The sequence below is a fragment of the Brevundimonas sp. NPDC007368 genome (assembly GCF_042869015.1).
Lineage (GTDB): Bacteria > Pseudomonadota > Alphaproteobacteria > Caulobacterales > Caulobacteraceae > Brevundimonas.
Genome location: NZ_JBIAFA010000002.1, coordinates 416,651 through 438,184 on the forward strand (window position 1 = coordinate 416,651; position 21,534 = coordinate 438,184).

The 21,534-nt window shown below is 62.7% G+C and carries 23 protein-coding genes; 14 read left to right on the forward strand and 9 right to left on the reverse strand.

Translation table 11 applies throughout. The annotated features are described in order from the left end of the window. Window positions 1–10: 10 nt before the first annotated feature. The 4 genes from ACFYLW_RS05680 to ACFYLW_RS05695 all read right to left on the reverse strand — a co-directional run bounded on the left by ACFYLW_RS05680 (window position 11) and on the right by ACFYLW_RS05695 (window position 4,246). Entirely contained in the window at window positions 11–1,213 is a 1,203-nt protein-coding gene (locus ACFYLW_RS05680) for an efflux RND transporter periplasmic adaptor subunit (protein WP_025977017.1), read from the reverse strand. Next, the gene (locus ACFYLW_RS05685; protein WP_025977016.1) at window positions 1,213–2,466 is read right to left on the reverse strand and encodes a TolC family protein; all 1,254 of its coding nucleotides are present in this window, start codon (window positions 2,464–2,466) and stop codon (window positions 1,213–1,215) included. Before ACFYLW_RS05685 ends, ACFYLW_RS05680 begins: the two co-directional genes overlap by 1 nt. 56 nt (window positions 2,467–2,522) lie before the next feature. Continuing rightward, complete coding sequence (locus tag ACFYLW_RS05690; protein ID WP_145915901.1) at window positions 2,523–2,816, reverse strand: hypothetical protein; 294 nt, start codon at window positions 2,814–2,816, stop codon at window positions 2,523–2,525. A gap of 611 nt (window positions 2,817–3,427) precedes the next feature. Next, on the reverse strand, window positions 3,428–4,246 hold the full coding sequence (locus ACFYLW_RS05695) for a hypothetical protein (protein ID WP_145915902.1): 819 nt from the start codon (window positions 4,244–4,246) through the stop codon (window positions 3,428–3,430). 56 nt (window positions 4,247–4,302) lie between these two features. Between ACFYLW_RS05695 and ACFYLW_RS05700 the strand changes: the two genes are divergently transcribed. After that, on the forward strand, window positions 4,303–4,554 hold the full coding sequence (locus ACFYLW_RS05700; RefSeq protein WP_025977014.1) for a helix-turn-helix domain-containing protein: 252 nt from the start codon (window positions 4,303–4,305) through the stop codon (window positions 4,552–4,554). Between the two features lie 436 nt (window positions 4,555–4,990). Here the strand turns inward: ACFYLW_RS05700 and ACFYLW_RS05705 are convergent, their stop codons facing one another. From ACFYLW_RS05705 to ACFYLW_RS05725, 5 genes are all read right to left on the reverse strand, one after another. Continuing rightward, a complete protein-coding gene (locus tag ACFYLW_RS05705) occupies window positions 4,991–7,315 on the reverse strand; it encodes a hypothetical protein (RefSeq protein ID WP_253121520.1) in 2,325 nt (774 codons plus the stop codon). Next, entirely contained in the window at window positions 7,290–8,771 is a 1,482-nt protein-coding gene (locus tag ACFYLW_RS05710) for a site-specific integrase (RefSeq protein ID WP_145915904.1), read from the reverse strand. Before ACFYLW_RS05710 ends, ACFYLW_RS05705 begins: the two co-directional genes overlap by 26 nt. A gap of 2 nt (window positions 8,772–8,773) precedes the next feature. Then, complete coding sequence (locus ACFYLW_RS05715; RefSeq protein ID WP_167349643.1) at window positions 8,774–9,934, reverse strand: site-specific integrase; 1,161 nt, start codon at window positions 9,932–9,934, stop codon at window positions 8,774–8,776. 1,171 nt (window positions 9,935–11,105) lie between these two features. Next, window positions 11,106–11,381, reverse strand: a complete 276-nt coding sequence (locus tag ACFYLW_RS05720; RefSeq protein WP_312064921.1) for a hypothetical protein — start codon at window positions 11,379–11,381, stop codon at window positions 11,106–11,108. Then, a complete protein-coding gene (locus ACFYLW_RS05725) occupies window positions 11,378–11,659 on the reverse strand; it encodes a helix-turn-helix transcriptional regulator (protein ID WP_312064920.1) in 282 nt (93 codons plus the stop codon). Before ACFYLW_RS05725 ends, ACFYLW_RS05720 begins: the two co-directional genes overlap by 4 nt. A 79-nt stretch (window positions 11,660–11,738) precedes the next feature. Between ACFYLW_RS05725 and ACFYLW_RS05730 the strand changes: the two genes are divergently transcribed. From ACFYLW_RS05730 to ACFYLW_RS05790, 13 genes are all read left to right on the forward strand, one after another. Then, entirely contained in the window at window positions 11,739–13,805 is a 2,067-nt protein-coding gene (locus ACFYLW_RS05730; protein ID WP_390182922.1) for a TonB-dependent receptor domain-containing protein, read from the forward strand. Window positions 13,806–13,889: 84 nt separating this feature from the next. After that, a complete protein-coding gene (locus ACFYLW_RS05735; protein WP_312064917.1) occupies window positions 13,890–16,154 on the forward strand; it encodes a TonB-dependent receptor domain-containing protein in 2,265 nt (754 codons plus the stop codon). A gap of 56 nt (window positions 16,155–16,210) precedes the next feature. Further along, the gene (locus tag ACFYLW_RS05740; RefSeq protein ID WP_312064915.1) at window positions 16,211–16,588 is read left to right on the forward strand and encodes a MerC family mercury resistance protein; all 378 of its coding nucleotides are present in this window, start codon (window positions 16,211–16,213) and stop codon (window positions 16,586–16,588) included. 253 nt (window positions 16,589–16,841) lie between these two features. After that, window positions 16,842–17,207, forward strand: coding sequence for a BlaI/MecI/CopY family transcriptional regulator (locus ACFYLW_RS05745; RefSeq protein WP_312064913.1), 366 nt, complete (start codon window positions 16,842–16,844; stop codon window positions 17,205–17,207). Then, window positions 17,200–18,060, forward strand: coding sequence for a M56 family metallopeptidase (locus tag ACFYLW_RS05750; protein WP_312064911.1), 861 nt, complete (start codon window positions 17,200–17,202; stop codon window positions 18,058–18,060). The genes ACFYLW_RS05745 and ACFYLW_RS05750 overlap by 8 nt, the downstream gene beginning before the upstream one ends. Window positions 18,061–18,120: 60 nt before the next feature. After that, on the forward strand, window positions 18,121–18,597 hold the full coding sequence (locus tag ACFYLW_RS05755) for a hypothetical protein (protein WP_312064910.1): 477 nt from the start codon (window positions 18,121–18,123) through the stop codon (window positions 18,595–18,597). Beyond that, a complete protein-coding gene (locus ACFYLW_RS05760) occupies window positions 18,594–19,091 on the forward strand; it encodes a hypothetical protein (protein WP_312064909.1) in 498 nt (165 codons plus the stop codon). The genes ACFYLW_RS05755 and ACFYLW_RS05760 overlap by 4 nt, the downstream gene beginning before the upstream one ends. Before the next feature lie 124 nt (window positions 19,092–19,215). Beyond that, a complete protein-coding gene (locus ACFYLW_RS05765) occupies window positions 19,216–19,557 on the forward strand; it encodes a TetR family transcriptional regulator (RefSeq protein ID WP_390182923.1) in 342 nt (113 codons plus the stop codon). Then, window positions 19,523–19,783 carry a hypothetical protein gene (locus ACFYLW_RS05770; RefSeq protein WP_312064907.1) on the forward strand — a complete coding sequence of 87 codons (261 nt, stop codon included), beginning with the start codon at window positions 19,523–19,525 and terminating at the stop codon, window positions 19,781–19,783. Before ACFYLW_RS05765 ends, ACFYLW_RS05770 begins: the two co-directional genes overlap by 35 nt. A gap of 35 nt (window positions 19,784–19,818) precedes the next feature. Then, entirely contained in the window at window positions 19,819–20,187 is a 369-nt protein-coding gene (locus ACFYLW_RS05775) for an NAD(P)H-binding protein (RefSeq protein ID WP_312064905.1), read from the forward strand. A 136-nt stretch (window positions 20,188–20,323) separates the two neighbouring features. Further along, entirely contained in the window at window positions 20,324–20,563 is a 240-nt protein-coding gene (locus tag ACFYLW_RS05780; protein WP_312064903.1) for a hypothetical protein, read from the forward strand. Between the two features lie 54 nt (window positions 20,564–20,617). After that, window positions 20,618–20,821, forward strand: coding sequence for a hypothetical protein (locus ACFYLW_RS05785; protein ID WP_312064901.1), 204 nt, complete (start codon window positions 20,618–20,620; stop codon window positions 20,819–20,821). A gap of 312 nt (window positions 20,822–21,133) precedes the next feature. Further along, window positions 21,134–21,529 (forward strand): hypothetical protein, encoded by a 396-nt coding sequence (locus ACFYLW_RS05790; protein ID WP_292082781.1) that lies wholly within the window; start codon window positions 21,134–21,136, stop codon window positions 21,527–21,529. Window positions 21,530–21,534: the final 5 nt, after the last annotated feature.

Sequence of the window (21,534 nt, forward strand, 5' to 3'; positions counted from 1 at the left end):
GTCGCTCCCCCTAGTGGCCGTGCTCGGCTTCGCCCTTGGCCAGTTCGGCCTTGAGCAGGAAGGCGTTGGTCGAGGCGACGCGTTCGGCTCCGGTCAGGCCGCGCAGGATCTCGGTGGAGCCCCCGGCCTGACGGCCCGCGAGGACGGGCTGTGCGCGGAAGCCGTGATCATTCTGGACGAAGACCACGGTGGCGCCGTCGACTGTCTGCACCGCTTCGGACGGCACGGTCAGGGCGTCGCCGGCAGGATTTCCGGTGACCACGGCGCCGGTGACGGGCGAACCCGCCGGCGGCAGGCCGCCGCCGTCCGGACGGGCGCGGATCACGGTCGCGCCGCTATCCTGCAAGCCGGCGTCGGCCGCGACCCCGACCACCAGGGCGTCGAACTCGCCCTGTGGGCCGGTGACGCGCATGTGTGAGCCGACACGGACCTGGGCCGCCAGTTGCGGCGGGGCGTTGAAGACGAGTTCGACGCGGGCCGGATTGGTCACCTCGGCGACCACGCCGCCCTGGGCCACGAAGCCGCCCGGGCCCACCTGGACGTTGGTGACAACGCCCGAGATGGGGCTGACCACGCTCATCCGGCCCGAGGCGTTGGGCGAGCCGGCGGCCGTCGCCCGCGCCCGCGCGGCGCGGGCCATGGCCTCAGCGCTGGCGGCCTGGGCCTGGGAGGCCTCGACCTCCTGACGGGCGACAACGCCCTGGTCGGCCAGGTTGCGGTTGCGCTGGAAGGCCTGGCGGGCCGCCGTCGCCGCCGCCGAGGCGGCGTCGATATCGGCGCGCAGGGCGGCGCCTTCGCCGCTGACGAGGCTGACCAGGGGCTGGCCGGCGCGAACCGCCTGGCCCGGCGCCACCAGCACGCGCTCGACCGTGCCGCCGACCATGGCGCCGACGGCGGCGCGCGCGTCCGTCATGGCCTCGACCCGGCCGGACAGGCGCGTCTCGCCGCCGCCGCCGCGGGACACCGCCACGACGGAGATGCCGGCCGCCTTGAGCTGTTCGGCGCTGAGCTCGACCACGCCTTCCGGGGTCTCGCCTTCGTCGGCGTGGCCCGCTTCGCCCTCGGCCTGGTCCGCGGCCTTCGGCGGAGCGGCTTTTTCCGCCTGCGTCGCCGTCGGCTTCTGCAGGGTCATATAGAGCCCCCCGCCGCCCAGAAGGACCAGGGCGGCGACGCCGCCGATCAACAGGGTCTTGTTGGATGTCTTGAGGCGCATCAGGAGTTTCCTTGGAACGGGGCGCGGCCTTCCAGGCGCGCCAGATCGATTTCGGCGCGGACGCGCGAGAGGCGAGCGTCGACGGCGGCGGAGCGTGCGTTGATCAGGGCGGTGCGGCTGACGCGCAGTTCGAGCTGGGAGATGCGTCCGGCGTCTGCGCCGAGCCGCGACAGGCGGTAGGCTTCTTCGGCCGCCTTCACCCCTGCGTCGGCCGCCGAGACACGGCTGCCTGAGGAGGCGAGGCGGGCCGTCGCGGCCGACCGGTCTGCATTGGCGTCCTGCCGCGCCTGGAGGACGCGGGCCTCGGCGGCGCGGAACTCGGCTCGGGCCGCATCAATATTGCCGCGGTTCCTATTAAACAGGGGCAGGGGTAGGCTGAGGCCGACAGTCAAGGCGGTCTCGTCCTCCAAGCCGTACCGGGTCACGCCGACGCTGGCGGTGACGTCTGGTCGGCCGTTGATGCGCTCGACCTCGATGCGGCGCTCGGCGGCCGTGGCCTCGGACTCCGCGACACGGACCGTCGGGGCGCTGTCGACCGGAGTCGGTTGGACGCTGACTGCGGCGTCGAGCAGGCTGGCCTCGATCGAGGTGGCCGGAGCGGGCAGCATGGCGACAGCAGTCAGTCGGGCTAGGGCGGCCTGGCGTTCGGCCTGGGCTTCGTCCAGGCGGGCCCGGGCGGCGGCGGCTTCGCTCTCGGCCTGGACCCCGCGCAGGAGAGGCTCGCGTCCTTCCTCGACAAGGGCCAGGGCGGCGCGCGCGTCCGCCAGTGCCAGGGAAAGACCTTCCTCGGCCAGTTGGGTCCGGCGCTGGGCGGCTTCGGCCTCGGCGTAGGTCAGGGCCAGTCGGCCGCCAGCGTCAATGAGGGTCAGGTCGCGACGAAGAGCCGCTGATCCTGCTTCGGCCCGGGCGACGTTCACTCGCGCCGGCCTGCGCCCCCACAGTTCGAGATCCTGGCTGAAGGAGAGGCTGAGATCAGCCGCGCCGAAACCAGAGTAGGGACCCGAGCCGCCGACATTCTCGGCGGTGAGGGAAAGATTGGGATTGGGCCGAACGCGGGCCTGTCGAACACGGGCCTCGGCGGCGTCGACCAGGGCGACCGCTTCGGATGCGGCCGGCGTCTGGTCCAGGCGGGCCAGGAGTTCGGCATAGGCGGGCGCAGGCTCGGCCCAGGCCGGCCCGGCCGCAAGGGCGGCGAGCACGACCAGCGCGCAGCCGGCCGCGAGGCGCGGCCGACGACGAATTGTCGGAGACATGTTTGGACTTCCAGAATTGATTCAGAAGGAGGGCGCGCGAAGGCGCAGGCTTCTGATCAGGCTCTGGGAGGGCGCTTGAGGCCGTTGGGGGCGAAGGACACGGTCGTGTCGTCGCCGGGGATCAAGCGCGGGGCAGGCGCATGCGGCGCCGTCACGTCGACTTCGGGGATGGCGTGACGCTCGCTGGCCGTATGGTGGCAATGGCCGTGTGCGCAGGCCCCAGGTTCGGCGCCCTGGCCGTCATGCGTATCGCCGGGATGAGCATCGAGCACCTGCTCGAGAGCGGGGATCTCGGGGGCGCAGGCTGCGGCATCGGTCGCCGGAATCACGGCGAAGACGGCGATGACCAAGGTCAGCGCCGCAAAAATTCTCGCCAATCTGATTATCGACCGAGACATCAGGGCGTAGCTAACGGTGTCAGGCAACCATGGCAATCTGTTATAAGGTTCGCTTTGGAGCCGACTTATCTTGTTCGATACCTACGCATGAACAACCTCAGGCTGGGTAAGGCCCCAGCACAGCCCGTTCCAGTCTTCAACCGCGCTGACATCCAAATCCAGACGGCTTGGCTGTGCCTTAAGCCCTGGTCGGATCATCCGCAGATCATTTCTGGCAGCGGTTATTAACGATGCTAGGACGCCAATCCCTGACAGGCGAGTGCGTCCGCTACCTTATTTACGGAAGTATCAACCTTCTCTTGTTGGTGCAGCTTTGAACGTGATCCGAAGCCCAGCCGCTTTCCATAGAGTAACGACTGTAGCGAATGGTGGACTTCGCTTGCCGGAGAGGAGTCCTATAACTCTCTGTGACGTCAACCCTGCTGCTTTCGCTACATCCCCCAGCAACCCAAACTCCTCTAAGTCCTCGATAAAACACAGCAGTGCGGCGCTTGGACCTTCTGAGGCAAGGGCTGCGTTCATTCGCGCGGCCATGTGAAGCTGAACGTCGTGAACCGGCGTCATTACAGGTTCTTATATGCTTCGGTGTCGATATCCTCATGCCACTCGCTGAAAGCTGCAAAAGGATCACCTCCGCGTGGTTGATGTGCAGGTTGCGAACTGGCGCGTCTAGGAACGCTGTTCTGATCGGCTTTTGAAACCCCTTCAGTCTCGGATGCCGTTGAGGCCCGGCGCCCGGTCGTTGCCTTGCTTCGACCCGCCATCGTTACATCCCTAGGGGAAACGCTCCGCCTATTGGCGATCATGACGACTTTGGTAGCAAACTGCCGTGCGGCCTCGGAGATCGACTCGTTCATGAATTTCCCCGTGCTCGCGGCCTGCGAAGCCAACGCCAGAAATGCAGCATCCAACGCCTGGCTATTGCGAAACGCATCGCCCCCCAAATGGCGCATCAGCGAGTACTGGAATCCTGCAATCTCGAAATACATACCGAATATCCGTCCGCGCCCTGGATCCGTACGCAAATAGCCTAGTGGTAGTTGGGGCGGCGGCATGGGAGGACCTCCGCTGGCGAGGTTACTAACTATGACGTCATGATGCTGGCCAGTGATTTGGCTGAGCGCCTCGATCCGTTCAGCTAGCTCGGGCGATGGCGTGAATTGTATGGCGGCCACATCGATCGGGATGGCCAACCATGTTGGGGATGGTGCGACTAGCTCGACTGCGGCGCGCATCGAGACTAGGTCCGCAACGTACTGGGGCAGCGAGATACCCTCATTACGCGCCATTGCAGACAATTCACCACAGGCCGAATTGGCCACCAGAACCGTCCAGGCTGGGGAGGTGTCGGCTTCAGAATCCGGAGCATCAGTGAGGACCATGGAATGCTACTTAACGTCTGTCGACGTAAAGTCATCATCCATCGACGTTCCCGCTCATGTCAGAGGGGAGAGGAGAGGGGCTTCGCAATATCGTAGCGGCTAACGTGCGCCGCTTGCGTCGCGCCAAGCACCTAAGCCAGGAAGACCTGGGCGCGGCGTCGAACCTCCATCGAACCTATGTGGGCTCTGTCGAGCGATCGGAGCGCAATTTGTCGATCGACAGCATTGGCGCTTTGGCAGACGGCTTGGGCGTCGAAGCCTGGGTTCTGTTGCAGCCCCAATCTGACGATATGGCCGACGGAAGTTGAGCAACTTCGGCAGACGGAACTCCGCCCAACTCGCGTAGCTGCTTGAAGGCTTCGCTATAGACAGGGAAGTGCTCCTGCCATGCGGCGGCTCCCCCGAGGCGACCGATGGCGAGCAATGATGCCCGAAGCCCGGCAATGAGCAACTTGTTCTGATCCTCCAAGTCCCGGACACGGGCCTCGGCGGCGCTCAATCTTGCCGCGGTTACAAGTGGTCCAGACTTGCTTAGCTTTGAGGCGTGAACCCTCACCGCATTCTGCCGACGCCGGGCTTCTTCAACGGCATTCTTCAGCATTGAAGGCCTCGAAAGCGATGACGCAAAGGGGAAGTGACTTTGGGCCTTACGCGACACCGCGTTGAAGGTAATGGTCTCGTCGAGCAGAATCATCTCTTCGAGAATGCGGGCCAGTTCAACCTGCTTTGGATGTGGGGGCTTATTCATTCGGGTGGCAAATAGCGACTGTTAGAGCTAGGGAATACCTTCTCGCCAGGAGCTGCGTCCAACGCCGCATTCACTCCAGCGAGCCGTGATTCCGCATGCTGCATCTGTGTTTGAAAATGAGGGGCGCGGCTCCCAGTTTGCCTCAGCCTATCGATATGCACCTCAAATCGGCGCTTCAACGTCTGCAAGTTGTCCTGTTCCGCTGCCGCATCGGTCCGAACCAAGTGCGAGCAGCTATTGAAGCACTCGAGATGCTTCAAACACGGACTGGCAGCGAAGCTATTAAGGCAAAATCCGTAAGGTGTAATATGCAGAGATCCAGCTTCAGCATTAAGGTATTCAAATGCCGCTTCATCGCCCATGATAGTTTGAAGCTCCAGAAACCGCTTAACGACAGGGCCTTGGATCTTTCTACTGCGTATCAGATCGAACGCCTTGCGCGCTTTCGGGCCTAACATTTCGTCCGCCAGACGTGACTGTCCCGGCTCCATCTCCTCAAGGCGTTCAGATACAGACCGATGGTCATAAGTGTAGCTCTGAGCCACCGAAGTGCGATTGAAGCGCTTTGTAATGATGGTGTCAGCCACGCCCAACTTGAACATTTCAGTGGTCTGAAAATGTCGCAACGAATGAGGGTTTACTGAGAACGATCTAGCCTGCTCGCTCTTGCCGTACTTTTTGAATATGAGGCCCGGATTCTTCCCGCCCAGCTGTAGCTCTAGGTCTGCTTTGTCTGCCCTTTTCACCGAAAAATACCGGTCGATATCGACGATCGCATCGTACTTTTCTTCCGCGATGATCTTTCCAGGGAGCAGAAAAAGGAAAGCGTCGCTACGCAGATCTTTCTCGCCGAACTGCACCACCCTCTCGTCTGGCAATTTCAGTTGAAGATGATCGCGTGCGTAAACTTCCATGTCGCCTGCGCGAATATAAACACCTCGTCCGTCATTCCTCTCCCTCAGAGCGAAACTAAATAGTTCTCCTCGGCTGCGTCGAAGAATCGGCCTTTGCAACGCAGCTTCCATGCGACGGAAATATTCCCGGACCTGCTTGTGTTCTCCGCTCTGGTGAACGTGGTGGTCTTGATGATCGCGCATTTCGTTCAAAATTGCGGGATCATAGTTGGAGCGATATTTTGAGCGCAGGTCTGCTGGGATAGGCTCCTGGGACGTCTGCATAATACCAGACATTCGGCGATAAGCTTCAGCCCACGGGAGAAGATCGTCGTTAGACAGTCCGACAAAAAGCCGTTGTTCGGCGTGTTGGCGCTGCAACATGAGCCTTTGTGGCGCCGTTGCGCGAAGGACGGCTGCTACAGATTCTCGCACAATAGGAGCGAGCAGGCTCGGCACGTGATGCAGAGCTTCGACAAATTCTTGTCCCGGTCCATCCTGATGCTGCTTCTCAGCAAAATGAAGCAAGCCGGTCCCTGGCTCCGGTGGGCCGTATATGCGCGGATGGGGCGGGGAGTCATTCCTGTTTACGAGTGTTTTTTCGGGCAGGAGAACTAACTCTCCAACTCTAAAACCGGTTACAATAAGTACCCTTGCTTGATGGAATCGAATTAAATCTGAAGTGGTGCGCGGAGTTTCGCTAAACACGATCCGAACGAGTTCCGACAAATCTTCCTGTTCAGGAAGTTTATCCTCAAAATGACGAATGCTTAGTTTTGATCTAAGGGAGTCAGGCCTCTTCGTGTCAAGCTGACGCCGCGCCACCTGGACGAGCTTGGCCTCCTGTTCTTGAACGAGCGCCCTATCCGGATAGGCAGAACAATATTGGGCCAGAGGTCGACGTTCGGCTAACTGAAAAGCATCAAACCAGCCCGATATCATCCCCTTTAACAAGCGAGCCCACTGCCCCGAAGTGCTCGCCATGAGCCCAACATTGTAGGCCAAACGCACCTGATCGGAGGTTATTTGCGAGGGCGATGCTGACCCTACGCAGCCAGCAAGAAGGCGGAAGGGGTTGCCCAGGTTAGAGATCCCGTTCCTGGGCTTGTTTCGCTTTACGAAAAGATCGTGCAGCAAAAGCGCCTTGTAGAGTTCGATCCAATCACGTCCCATGACGGCAGGCATAACTCCACCACACAGCGTTTGGAGCGCCGCCGCACCCGACCCGAGAGTTCCGAATGTCGAGAGGAATGCGCGCTCTCCAGCGCCATGCTTCGCCGCAGCGCGCAAGTCCCACCAGCTCTCGCGAGGGATGCGTCCGTCCTCCAGATCGTATGGAACCTCCCAGTCCAGCTGATGATCAATTGCAATCTGCTGCGCACGAAGAATGAAAGAGTCCAGTTCAGACGGCATGTGATGCACCAGCACTCGCCATCCCGACGACCTCTTCTATGGCTTCGAGCGTGACACGGAGCTGCATCATTGCCGGACTAACGCGATCTATAAGTTGTGGTTGGTCAAATGAACGCACGACATCCCGCATTTCAACCAACAGTGTTGCGTGCACTTCAGGATCAGCCACAGGGAGAAACTTGTGACAAGTATAGCAAGCTAGGACTGGGTTCCTCTGGCATGACGATTGCCCTGCTTGGCAGGCGCCGATCCCCGAAATCGGGACGCCGTGAGGCATCCCTGAAATCTGCTGATCAACTGGTCTTGAGAGAAGCTGTGCGGCCGTGATCATATCACCGCGGGCCGCAGCAGCGACGCCTTGATATGTGGGCGAATAGCCCAACGCCATGTTCACCAGTTTGGCCTGGTTCTGAGACGCGGCAAAATACACTTGGGCGGCTGTCGTATCTGTATGCCCAAGAAAATCGCTCAGAGACTCGTGTGAAATTCCAGCGTCGACAAGGCGTTGAGCACTGGTGTGTCGAAGGGTCTGGCTTGAGTAACTGGCCCCTGTGATTTCAAGCAATGCGTCGGCAATCAAAGTGCCGATCCGCTCTGGTGCTAGGCCAAAGAACTTGACTTCACCAGCCGGACGGCAGGCAATCCATCGCCGGAGGATCGGTACCCAACTCTGCTGCATTCGCCGCGTCACCAACCTGCCGACTTTCTGACGCCGCTGCTTCAACAACTCGACACGTATATGCAACGCGTCATCGCTGTGAAAAGTAAAGTCAGACATCTCTAGCGATGCAATTTGAGTGCGCCGAAGGCCGAACTGGAAAGACAGGGCCAAGATGGCCGCAACTCGAATTCGATCTGAACCCGAACTGTCTAGGTTACGAACCGTTTGATCGATAAATTCTACTATCTGGCTTTGCGAAGCAGTGGGAAGAAAGCTCGAGGCGTCTCGAACGCCTTTATATTTATCCAGATCGTGTCCAGGAAGCGCGCGAACAAAATCCAAATCAGCGGGATGCCAGCGTCCAATTTCCCAAGCGCACGCGAAACGTATCGCAGATCTTATCGCAACAGCGTCATGCCTAGATAGTTGATCTCGGAACTGATCGATCCATAGTTTTTGAAAATCGTTAGGGGTCAAAGTCGCAACCGCAAACACTATCGCGTGAAGCTTTCCCTCGTCGTGCATCGCTATATAGCGATGGCCGTAGTTCATTACGGTTGTAACCGAACCTTCAATTAATCTGTCAGCTAAATGCGCCCGGATAAACTGATCGATCCATGGGTGATCAAAGCTCAATCTGAGGTTTCTAATACCTCCATTAATGTGCAGCGACCACTCGCTCAGAGCAGGCTGTTTAAGCGTCACATCTTTGCGGCCGTAACGATCCCTGTACCTGACCAAGGGCGGCATGGCCGGCAAAGCAGGGAGGGGAGGGGGCTGTTGATCGAGCGGAAAAAGTGAATACTGCACCACTAGCTCCACACTCCGCTTCGCAACGCTGCCAGAGTGTCATCGAAACTTTCGTTCCACATCTTCGCGTAGCGCGGCTCGAAGAATGCGCGAGCATAGTGAAATGGCATTTCTGAACCTGGAGCCCACCCCATAAAGGGACGAATCCTGCGCCCTATTTCCTCAAACTCCATCCCGCCCTCCGAAAATCGTTGATACCTGACTACAGCTGCTGTGTGTCGAAGCGAGTGGGGCGAGAGTTGGTCATTAGCTCGCGCGGCCAAGGCATTGCGCGCCTGAGCAGAAAGACTCCGTTTTATCTTCAGGAATATCTCATTGAGAGACTGCTTGGATATCGGAGCCCCTTCCTGCGAAGAGAATAGGTACCCATGCGCCGGGTCACCGCGATAATGAACGATATAGTTGTCAATCGCTGCTGTAAGTGCTCTCGACAGCGGCAGGTCGCGGCTTGCCCAATGGTTCTTCAGTTGCGGTGAACTGGATCGTCGATCTTCGTGCTCTGGCGGGCGAATACTGACCCAAAATACCTGTTCTCCCGTGCGAAAATCGAACTCATTCTGAAGGCTATCGGGTGTAAGAAGAAGCAATTCACTGCGACGCAAGCCAAGCTGGAATAGCATTAGAGCCATGGCATAATTCCGCCACCGATTTGTCTCAGTGCGAAACGGATTTCTCTCGCTGTCGGGGTTCACGATGTCAAACACATCTTCTAGGACAATGGCAGGCAAGGACTTTACTTGGATCGACGCAGTAGCTGCTTTTGGCTGGGCGCGTAGCTGCGAATAGGAGCGCTGAAGACGCTGCAGGTCCTTCGATAGATCTCGAGGATCGGCCCCGTTAATCATACTTAGGACACCGAACACGAAGCGCCTTTGGAGCGCCCAACGCTTCTCCGGCGCCGTTTGAGACTGATGACCTAACAAGGCTGAGGACAGTACGCGTTGGATAGCGTTGAGATCCGCAGCAACAAGCGCTCGATCGAGGTCGACTGGCGGATTCAGGCGTTCAGCATCATGATAGAGTTGGGATATAGCAAAGGCATGTTTTTCGCGCGTCGCGATGGCCTGGTGTGCGTTGAGAAAATCAAGCCATATCGTTGCGGCATACCGAGGTAGCCCGAGCGCATCGGTGCATACTGGACCGCGCAAGGATGCTGGGATCAAACTCATACGCCAAAACACACAACCAACCGTAGCTGTCGTAGCTTCAGCAGGATTAGACGGGAATGATCAAGGGCATACGTGTCGAATGGAGCCCGCCCAAGCCCAAGCTGCTGCGCTGTTTTGAATGGCTGCGCAGCTTGGGCTTGAGCTCATGTTGCAACGGAAATGAACTTGGTCGGCCTTCGCATAATATATCTTAGGCGAAAGCCGACCATGTTCGCACCCGTTGCTGTCAGATGTCAAAGTTCCTCATTCCTGAGACTCCGGCCTAAATCGGCTGTTTGGTTCCTGGTTGGTGAGATTCCCGGTCCCGCATTGACGAGATTCTCCGACTGAAGCCCTACGCAGCGCTCTCCCTGGCCATCTCCAACTCGTGGCTGACAGCGGTAAAAATTAGTTCGTTTGGTGTCACGCGACAATGAAGCGCGGCGTCACGAACTGAAGCAGCAAACCGAACCGGAACATTCACGCTGATATGGACAGCGTCGTTTTCGATTGCGAACAGATGCCGATATCGAGGCATGTGATCGCGGATAAAGGTCTCCACGGCCTCAACGTAGAAGTCTGCCGCCCCTGACCACTAGTCGTCTTCGACGACCGCGAAGTGGAGGCTGTATCGACGATCCATCCAAGGACCATCCGCTCGTAACCGTTCCCAGTGCTTCAGCCTTCGCGAAATCTCCCATGCCCCAATCGCCAAAAACTCTGCACTGGGGAGAGATCGTTCAGAGCTACCTCGATCGTCCTACACAGCCAGCCCGCCTCATCGCGGGAAATGCCACGGGCGGTGCCATGGTTCAGTGATTGCGGCGCCAGCAAACTCAGCCAAGCGGCGGTTTCGGCAGGGCTCAGTGTTTGAACTTCGGCAGGATGGGGCTTCGATGGGAGCTTATCGAGTAGATCCTCGATCTCCCCACCGGGAAGCGGGACGCCGTACCAAGCGACCTGATCAAGTCCGGAGCTAGACAGCTCTTCCACGAAGTGCGCGCAAGCGATTCATACTCAACTATGGCAGAGGTGTTCACGCTCGCAAATGATCCCTAGGCGACGGTCCGCTTTCCACCCTGCCCGGTCGTTTGGCGGGGCCGCTTCCGAGTTGGCGAACTAGGAGGCGTGGAGCGACCGAGACCCGCCAGAAGCGGTCATAGGAGCCAAGGCAAGAAGACGACATTCAGATCGGCTCGCAAGCCACCACATAATCAGCGCCGCATCCCAGACCATTGCGCTCGGCACAAAGCGCGAGCCCTTCATGGCGAACCCTTTGAATGGTCAAGGCCAGGCTCTCGACCAGGCCGCGGTCTCCGACGGCTGCGGCGGTCACCCCGGTCCAGGCGTCAGTCGTCAGAGCCGTGCTCCAGAGGCTCGAATTGACGCCTGTTCCGGCGTCCAGGAAACGCCCCCAGGGCAGATTTCCCTGCAAGGCCTCAACGTGATCGAACAGGCTCATTGCGCCTCCGCCTGGACCGGGCGAAGCGTCTCTCGACGGATCAGTCGCACCTCGAGATCATAGCCCATGGCGTCCGCAAGACGCGCCGCCGCCTTGAGGGTCATGCGCTCTCGGTCTCTAAGCCACAGACAGACCTGCCCGCGCGGGACGCCCAGTCTTCTCGCCAGATCAGACTGGCTGAAGCCGTCAATGCGACGCGTCTCGAAAACCTTTCCGATCATTCGCCAGACCTCGGACTGCACGCGCTCGGCCTGTGTAGCGGCCCCCTCGCCCCTCATTTCCAATCTCCGCTCAAGCTCGCTTGATGAATGTTATAGTATAACATAATAGCGAGTCTCTTCATGAACGGGGAGCGTCATGCACTCAAGATCGATCCTGCTCGCAGCCGCGAGTTTTTCCGCCCTTTCCAGCGCCGCCTGGGCGGACGCCCTGCCCCAGTCAGGCCCTGCCACGACCCGCGTCGATGATGTGATCGTCACGGCCGACGCCCTGGGCCGGTCGAGCAAGGAGGTGGCCTCCAGCGTGGCGGTGCTGCGCGGAGACGAACTGGTCCAGCGTCGGCAATCCACCTTGGGCGAAACCCTGAACGGCCTGCCGGGCGTCAACTCCGACACCTTCGGCGGCGGGGCCAGCCGTCCGGTGATCCGCGGCCAGACGGCGCCGCGCGTAAAAGTGCTGACCGACGGCTCGGCTCTGATGGACGCCTCCGAAGTCTCGCCGGACCACGCGGTGTCAGGCGAGCCCCTGCTGCTGGAAGGCGTCGAGATCCTGCGCGGCCCCTCCGCCCTGCTTTATGGCGGGGGCGCCATCGGCGGCGCGGTCAACCTGATCGACAAGAAGATTCCGACGCGCATTCCCGAGAACGGCGGCGAGGGCGTCGCCGAGTTCCGTCTCGGCACGGCGGACAACGAAGAAGCCGGCGTGGTCGGCCTGACCGCCGGCGACGGGTCTTTCGCCATTCGCGTCGAGGCTGCCGGACGCCGTACCGACGACTACGAGGTTCCCGACTTCAACGAGGCGACTCTGGACGGATCCTTCAACCGCAGCTCAACCGCGACGCTCGGCCTGTCGTGGATCGGTTCGCGCGGCTATCTGGGCGCCGCCTATACGGAGCAGCGCAGCGAATACGGCCTGCCCGGCCACAGCCACGAATACGAGTCCTGCCATCCGCACGGTTCCAGCCTGCACTGCGGCGGTCACGACCACGGCGAAGACGACCATGACCACGATCATGATCACGACCACGATCATGACCACGTCCCCATCGTCGACCTGATCAGCAAGCGCGTCGACATTCGCGGCGAGATCGAGGATCCTTTCGCCGGAGTCGAGCGCATCCGCTTCCGCGGCGGCTTCACCGACTATCGCCACGACGAGATCGACGACGGCGAGATCGCCACCACCTTTACCAACGAGGGTTATGACGCCCGCGTCGAGGTGCAGCACGCCGCCATCGGCGGAGTGCGCGGCGTCATCGGGGGCCAGACCTCGCGCAGCGACTTCGCCGCCGTCGGTGCGGAGTCGTTCATTCCCGAGAGCCGGACCGAGAACCACGCCGTCTTCCTCATGGAAGAGTACGCGACCGGCGACTGGCGTTTCGAAGGCGCCCTGCGTCAGGAATGGCAGGACGCCCGCGCCCTGGGACGGGCCGACACGAGCCACTCGCCCTTCTCGGCCTCAGCCGCCGCAAGCTGGACCTTCACGCCCGGCTATGTCGCCACCCTGTCGGTCGCGCGATCGCAGCGCGCCCCGACCGCCCAGGAGCTCTATGCGCGCGGCGTCCACCTGGCGACCAACACCTATGAGATCGGCACGGCCAGCCTCGACGTCGAGACGGCCAACTCGATCGAGCTGGCGCTGAAGAAGACCGAAGGCGCCACCACCTTCGCCGCCAGCCTCTATCACTACGACTACGACGGCTACATCTTCGCCGACACGCTCGACCAGTTCGAGGACTTCCGCCTGATCCGCTACACTCAGCGCGACGCCCGCTTCACCGGTATCGAAGGCCAGGTCACCCACGACTTCCGTCCCGGCCTGTCGGCCACGGTCTTCGGCGACTATGTCCGGGCCGATCTCAAGGGCGACGGCGGCGACCTGCCGCGCATTCCGGCCGGCCGTCTCGGCGCCCGCGGCGACTTCTATCAGGGCGTCTGGTCCGGCAATCTCGAATACGTCCACGTCTTCGAACAAGACCGCATCGCCGCCTTCGAAACTGCGACCCCCGGCTATGAGATGGTGAACGCCACCCTCGCCTACGACGTCGGTCTGGAAGGCGTCGGGCTGGGTGACATCGACGGCCAGGTCTTCCTGCGCGGGACCAACCTGCTGGACGAAAAAGCGCTGAACCACGCCTCCTTCATCAGCAACCTGGCGCCCTTGCGCGGCCGCAACATCGTTCTCGGCTTCCGCGCACGATTCTGATCCGCGCCGCCTGACGCCCAAACAGGGCGGGGACAGCCTCCCCGCCCTGCAAGGCCCGTTTCCTCCTTCGTAAAGTTCCCGCCCTTGCGTTTCCTCGCCTTCTCCTCCCTGTCCGCTCTCGCGGTCGCCGCCGCCTCCCCAGGCTTCGCAGCGGACGCCGAACAGGACCGTCCCACGGTCATCGCGCCCGTCGTCGTCACCGGCTTCCGCTCGCCGGATACGGCCGAAGCGCTCGCCACCGCCAGCCGCGCCAGTCTCGCCGGTCAGGCGCTGGAACGCGCCCGGGCGCCCAGTCTCGGTGAAACCCTCGCCCGCATTCCCGGCGTGCAGAACAGCAGCTTCGGTCCCTCCGCGGGCAGGCCGGAGATCCGCGGCCAGTCCGGCCCCCGCGTGGCCCTGCTGGTCAACGGCATGGCGTCGCGGGACGCCTCGGCCCTGTCGGGCGACCACGCCTCGCCGATCGAACCCTTCCTTGCCGACCGCATCGACATCCTGAAAGGGCCGGCCGCCATACTACATGGCGGATCGGCCATCGGCGGCGCTGTCGATGTGGTCGACGGCCGCATTCCGCACGCACTGCCGAGCCAGCCCCTGTCGGGCCGGGCGGAGATCAGCGGCGGCTACAACACCGACTTCACCGCCATGGCCCGCCTCGACGGCGGGCGCGGGGCATGGGCCTGGCACGCCGACGCCCTTTACCGCGACCGTCCAGACCTGCGCATTCCGGGCGGCTCCAAGGCCGACGCCTGCCGCAGCTGGTCGGACCTGGTGTCCAATGTCTATGCCCAGACCCTGTGCCAGGTGAAGCTGGCCAATCCCGTCTGGGTCCGCGACCCCGTCAGCGGGCGGTGGGTCGATGGAACCCCGCCGGAGCGCCAGATCATCACCGACCGCAACCCCGGCGCCGAGGGCCGGCTACCGCAGAGCGGCCAGACCACCACGGCCTTCACACTGGGCGGCAGCCGCATCACGTCCGATGGCTATATCGGCGCCAGCGTCCAGCATTACGCCAGCGACTATGGCGTGCCCGGCTTCGCCTACATCACTTCAGCCCACCCCCAGCCGTCGCCGATCGACCTTGAAGTCGAGATGACCCGATACGACGTCCGCGCCGGCTTCTATCCCCGCGTTCTCGGCCTCGAGCGTGTCGATATCCGCCTGATGAGCAGCCAGAGCGACGACCGCGAGGTTATCGACGGCGCCGCCCACACCCGCCTGATCACCGACGCCGACGACATCCGCATCGACATCGCCCACACTCCCTGGCGAGGTTTCTCCGGCGTGCTCGGGCTGCAGGCCAGCAGCCGCGACCTGTCGACAGAAGGCGCCAGGGCCTACCTGCCCAGCGTCTCCACGACAGAGGACGGCCTCTTCTGGGCCGAACAGTTCATCTGGCGCGGTCTGACCCTGAAGGGCGGCCTGCGCCACGACCGCATCGTTTACAACGTGGATGAGGACACCATCCGCGACGGTCGCGGCCTTGGCTCCCTGGCCCGGGATCGCGGCTACTCGACGAACAATGCTTCGGTCACGGCCCGCTACGACCTGCCGTTCGGTCTCTTCGCCGAAGCCCGTTACGACGACGCCGAACGCGCCCCGTCCCTGATCGAGCTCTACGCCAACGGCGACCATTTCGGCATCCTGACCGAAGAACAGGGCGACTCCCGGCTGGACCTGGAGAAGGCCGAAAACATCGAGCTCGGCCTCGGCTTCGACAACGACCGCTACGCCCTCTCGGCCCGCGCCTATCGCACTGACTACGAGAACTACATCTATCTTGGAAACACCGGCGTCTCGCGCACCCTGCCGGTGCGCGAATGGCGTCAGGGCGACACCCGGATCGTGGGGCTCGAGATCGAAGGTTCGGCGCGCTTTGTCGGGACCCGCTGGGGGGACTTCGTTCTGAGCGCCTTTGGCGACATGGTCGAGAGCGCGCCGCGCTTCGCCCTGCCCGACGGATACAGTCCTTTTGCCTCTTCCCCGACCACGCCTGCCTGGGACAGGGAGTATTTTCGCCGGAACCTGGACGGCGACTATCTGCCTCGCATGCCCGTCTCTCGCTACGGCGCCGACGTCGCCTGGTCAGCGGGTCCGTGGCGCGCCTCTCTGGGAGCCGTCCATTATGAAGCCCAGGACAAGACCGCGAAAAACGAGGCCCCATCCCGGGCTTACACTCTCGTGGACGCCCACCTCGCCTATGCCTTCGCGGCTCCCGGCGGCCAGTGGGAAGCCTTCGTCGACGCCTCCAACCTGACCGACGAGGAGGCCCGCTCCCACAACTCTTTCCTGCGTTACCGGGCGCCCCTCGGCGGGCGTGCGGTTCGCGCCGGTCTTCGACTGAACTTCTGATCCCTCCAGGCCGCGACGCCTCCCCGCGTCGCGGCCGCTTCTCCGAAAGGAAAGCCATGACCGCTCGTATCCAGACGTGGGGCGACGCCGCCGCCATCGGTTTGTCGGCGCTTTGCATGATCCACTGCCTGGCCCTGCCCCTCCTCGCCGCCGCCCTGCCCTTCCTGGGTCTGTTTACCGAAACGCCCTGGCTGCACTGGGTGTTCGCCGCCACAGCGGCGCCCATCGCCGCGTGGAACCTGTCTCGCCCCATGACCGACGGTCACCGGAACTGGCGCCTGCTCAGCCTGGGAAGCCTCGGCGTCCTGCTCCTGTTCCTCGCGGCGGCCGAATGGCCCAGCCATGAGTTGGAGAAGCTCGTCACCATAGCTGGCGGCCTGGTGCTTGCGGCCGCCCACGGCCTCAACTGGCGCAAGCGTTCGCACGAACATTAGTCAGCGTTGCGCCAAAATCGGCCGTTCGGCGAAGTCGCCAATGCGCGACTAGCCGACATCGCGACAACGCCTGGAAGCTGATCTTTCGCTGCGGGATGATCTCTTCACCGGAGGCTCCCTCGATTGCCCTGGGCCCACCGATGACATGAGAAGGCGTCGTCCGGTCCAGGCGGCGACAGCGTCGTGACTGCGAGCGCTAGAGCGCCTTGCCAAAGGCGGGCATTACATATGTAATCTTGCTTAGGAGGCGCTGATGAACATCACCGAGGCCGAATTCAAGGTCATGGACGCCCTGTGGCGTCGCGAGCCTCAGTCCGCTGAAGAGCTGATCGCCGCTGTTCGCGGTCAGTCCGACTGGGGCGAGGCCACGGTCAAGACCCTGATCAATCGTCTGCTGAAAAAGGGGGCGATCCGTTCCGAAAGATCCGCGGGGCGGCACCGCTATCACGCGGCCCTGGAAAAGGAATCCTTCGCCCTGGCCGAAAGCGAGAACCTGCTGGATCGGCTGTTCGGCGGTCAGGTCGCGCCACTGGTGGCCCAGTTCGCGCAGAACCGCAGCCTGTCCGCCGAAGACCGGGCGCGGTTGAAGGCGATCATCGCCGAGTTGGACGATGAGTGACGTGCTGGGCCTGCTTCTGGAATTGAACGCGGCCATGGTTCTGGCCGTGATGATCGTCCTGGCGCTCCGTACGCCGGCGCGCCGGGTCTTCGGCCCTCGCGCCGCCTACGGACTGTGGGGCGTCGTGCCGCTGACCCTGGCCGCAGTCTGCCTGCCGCGCATGGCCGTCGACCCGGTCGCGGCGTCCAGCACCTTGTCGCTGATCCCGGCGCCGCTGCTCGTCGGCGTCTGGGGCGCCGGCGTCATCGTCTTCGCCGGACTGATGGCGGCGCAGCAGATGAGGTTCGCCGCGCTTGCGCGTCAGGGCCTGGCCGGCCCAGCCGTAACCGGCGTCATCGTTCCGCGGTTGGTCATGCCCGCCGACAGCGCCGTCCGCTGGAGCCAGGAGGAAAGAGCGCTGATCCTCGCGCATGAACACGCCCATCTCGAGCGTGGAGATCTGAGGGTCAATGCGGCGGTCGCCCTGCTTCAATGTCTGTTCTGGTGCAATCCCTGGGCGCATGTCGCGGCTGGCCGATTCCGCTTTGATCAGGAACTGGCCTGCGACGCCCAGGTGCTGGCGGTGCGACCGGGGCGCCGCCGAGTCTACGCCGAGGCCCTGTTGAAGGCCGGCCAGACAAGAGTCACGCCGCTGGGGTGCGGCTGGAGCGACGCCTCCGGGGTGTTGGAGGCGCGGATCGCCAGTTTCCGCCTGAATCGCCACTCCCCAACGCCCGTCGCCGTCGCCGTCGTCCTTGGTCTCGCCCTAGGGGTCGCGGCGGCGGCGTGGGCGTTGCAGCCGGCCACAGTCGAGAACGCAAGCGACAGCCGCCCCAAGATACTGAACCTGCGGCTGGGGCCGCCCCAAGCTTGACCTCTTGACGATATTACAATTGTAATTCAATCATTCTCCATGGCCCAAATGGAGGATGTCATGCGCCTGCCCATCGCGACCCTGATCGCTGTCCCTGCCACCTTGTTGACCGCCGGCGCCGCCGCGGCCCAAAGCGTCGAGCCCGGCGGACGCGGTCTGAAGTTTCTGGCTGCCTTCAACGACGCCGGACCTGAGACGAAGCTGATCGTAGTGGGCCTTGTCGGGGCGGCCCTGGCGGCCGCGGCCTTGGCGCCGCGCCTGGCCCGTCAAGCTCTGAACCACCCCTCGCCGAGAGGCGTCGGCTTTCTTTCAGGCCTTCGCCTCGGCGGCCCGCTGATCGCCCTGACCTGGATCTTTCATAATCTGTTGAACTGGGCGGTGGCCTCTGCCTGGTTCAATCGCCCGCCTGGCCACCTGCAACTGGCCCAGGGCCTCGCCGAGCTGGCCCTGATCGCAACAGCGGGAAGTCTGGCGGCGACTCTGGCCGTCTTCAGTCTGGAGCATGTGCGCGCATCGGCCGCCCGCCGCGCCAAATGATCCGGCGCCTGCCGCTTGTCGTGGGCCTGATCCTGTTGACGGGCTGCGAAGTCAGCACGGATCGCTGGACCAAGCGGCAGGCCATGGTCGATCCGCCCGAGCTGTGGCGGGCCGAGGTCGTCGACGCCGATGCTCCAGCCGTGCGGATCTGCGTCGACAGCCTGCTCCGCGCGGGCTTTTCCATGCCGATGCCCGAAGCTCATGGCATGGCCTGCGAGCCCTTGGGCGAGCCGATCCAGACCGAAGACGGACGCCTGCAGCGCTGCAGGATCGGCAGCCAAACCCTGCTGGTCGGCACTCGAACCAAGGGATCGGCGAGCAGTTTTGACGTTGAGCTGCGCGTGACCACCCTGGGCCCCGCGCCGGAGGCGTCTTTCGGCCAGACCCGCCGCTACACTAGGCTGGGGCCCTGCCCGGAGGGCTGGAAGGTTGGCGACCAGATCGATCGCTTTGGTCGACGCAGCAACGATGTCTGGACCCCTGCGTGGAGGTGACGGGCGACGCCGCAGTGCAGTCGCGTGTCTGACGATGACTGCAACGCGCCAGGAGCCGAAATCTGCTCACGGCCCGACACCGGACATTCAGACCATTCGTTCTGGTCGGTTATAAATAGAGTTCGTGCCATGGGCGCGTAGGCGCCTCATCGATCAGTCAGCCATTCTCGACGCCGCCGAGCGCGTCGTCGCCCGTGAAGGCGCGGCCAATCTCACCCTGGACGCCGTGGCTAAGGAAGCCGGGATTGGCAAGGCCACCGTCCTCTATGACTTCAAATCCAAACAGGCGCTGATCGAAGCCGTCATCGACCGCGCCTTCGTCGCCGACAACGCGCGACATGAGGCGCTGGAAGCCGAGCTGGCGGGCGACGACGATCTCGCCATTCGCGGCCGTATACGCGGCGCCGCCCGAAGCGTTCCGGCCAGTCGCCTTGAACCTCAGCGCCGCCATGGTGCTGGACGGTAATCTGCGTCGAAAGATGCAGTCCAATCAGGCGGCTGTCATCCAGCGCATTTTGCAGACCTCGACGACGCCACGCGGCGCCCTGCTGGCCTATCTCGCGGTCGAGGGGCTGAAGTTCCTCGAACTGCTCGACTTCCACCGGTTCGACGATGCGGAGCGCAGCCGGATCATCGCCGAGATCGACTGGCTGGCCGAGGCCGATCCCGCCGAAGCCGCCAGGTCGTCCTGAGCCTTTAACTCCCCCCCTCCAGAAGGAACTACGACATGAACGCCCAACCTCCCGTCGTCGCCGATGCGACGGCGACCGATGACGCACGTCCGCACCGCCTCTTCATCACCGGGGCCAACGGCTATGTCGGCCGCAACCTGACCCGCCATTTCCTGCAGAAGGGGGTCGAGGTCGTCGTCCTGGTTCGCTCAGCCCAGGCGGCGGAACGAATGAAGGCTCTCGGCGCCGTCCCCGTAATCGGCGACCTGTTCATGGATGCGCTCACGGAAGAGATGACGGGGTGCGACGCCCTGATCCACGCCGCGCGGCCGACACCGATCATGGCCACGGCGGCGCCGATCAGATGCGGATCAACGCCCAAGGCGCCGAGTCTGTCTTCCGCGCGGCCCGCGCAGCAGGCGTAAGGCGCGCCGTCCATATCAGCACCGAATCCGTACTCAGCGACGGGCGACCGCTGGTCATGGTCGATGAAACCCGTCTCTATCCCCGCCGACCCGCAGGCCCTATTCCAGAAGCAAGATCGCGGCCAAGAAAGCCGTCATGGCCCTGAACGGTCAAGGTCTTGCGGTCATGGCCGTGCGCCCGAGGTTTGTCTGGGGACGTGACGACACCACGGCCCTGCCCGCCCTGGTCGAGGCAGCGCGTTCCGGTCAGACGGCCTGGATCGAGGGCGGCGACTATCTGACCTCAACCACACATATCGACAACCTCTGCCATGGGGTCGATCTGGCACTCCGCCTTGGCCAGGGCGGCGAAGTCTATTTCCTGGCGGATGGATAACCCGTCGCCTTCCGCAGTTTCATCACGGCCTTGCTGAAGAGCCAGAACGCTCCCGTGACGGACAAGACGGCGCCGCGCGCCGTGGTTCACACGGTCGCCGCCCTGGGCGATCTGGTCGGCCTCGTCACTCGAGGGCGCAAACCCATGCCCCTGACCCTGCAGGGGTTCGCCGCCTCGGCGATGGAGGTCACGCTGGACATCGGCAAGGCCCACTGGGTTATGAGCCGGTCGTGTCGATGCAGGCGGGACTACGCATGATGGGCGCTCCGGCCGCCTAGCAACGATAGTCTTCAAACTCTGGGACGTTTCCAGGGCGTCCCTTCTCGATCCAGGTCAGTTTGCCCTCGAGGAAGTGCAGGGCGGCGTCCAACTCGGCACGTCTGCAACGGCCGCTTCTCTCGAATTGCATTATTTTTGGTGTTAACTCAGCCATTTATGGCTGCAACAGTTTCCAAACCTGTGCAGTCTGCGAAAATATATCTTAGCGCTCACAGGTGTTGCCTGAACCCTTGCCTCGGTGCTCACAGGCGCTAGACCCTGACATGATCGAAGCAACCCGCGAAAACGCAAATGACTGAAGATCTTATGGAGCACGACGATGGCGAAGGATTCGATGTCGATGACTGGGCGCGACTGAAGACCTTTACCGGCGCTGTGGCCACCCTCGACGACGTGCAGGCTCACAGGGCGATCTTCGCCTTGGGTGACACGGACGAGTCGTGGGTGATCGAAATGGAGCTGCCCCAGCCGATTATCTGGTGGGAAGATGACGGCGAACAGGCGGCGATTGTCGTTCAGGCCGAAGCCCATGTTGGATCCGACGGCGAAACCATGGAAGTGCTGGGTCTGATCCTGCCGGATGGAAGCACGGCTGTGGCCTTAATGGACGACGTCGACCTGGTGGACGACACCGATCCTACCTGGCGTGACCTGGTCACCAGCGCGGTTGACGGCGCTGACGACTAGCCGGG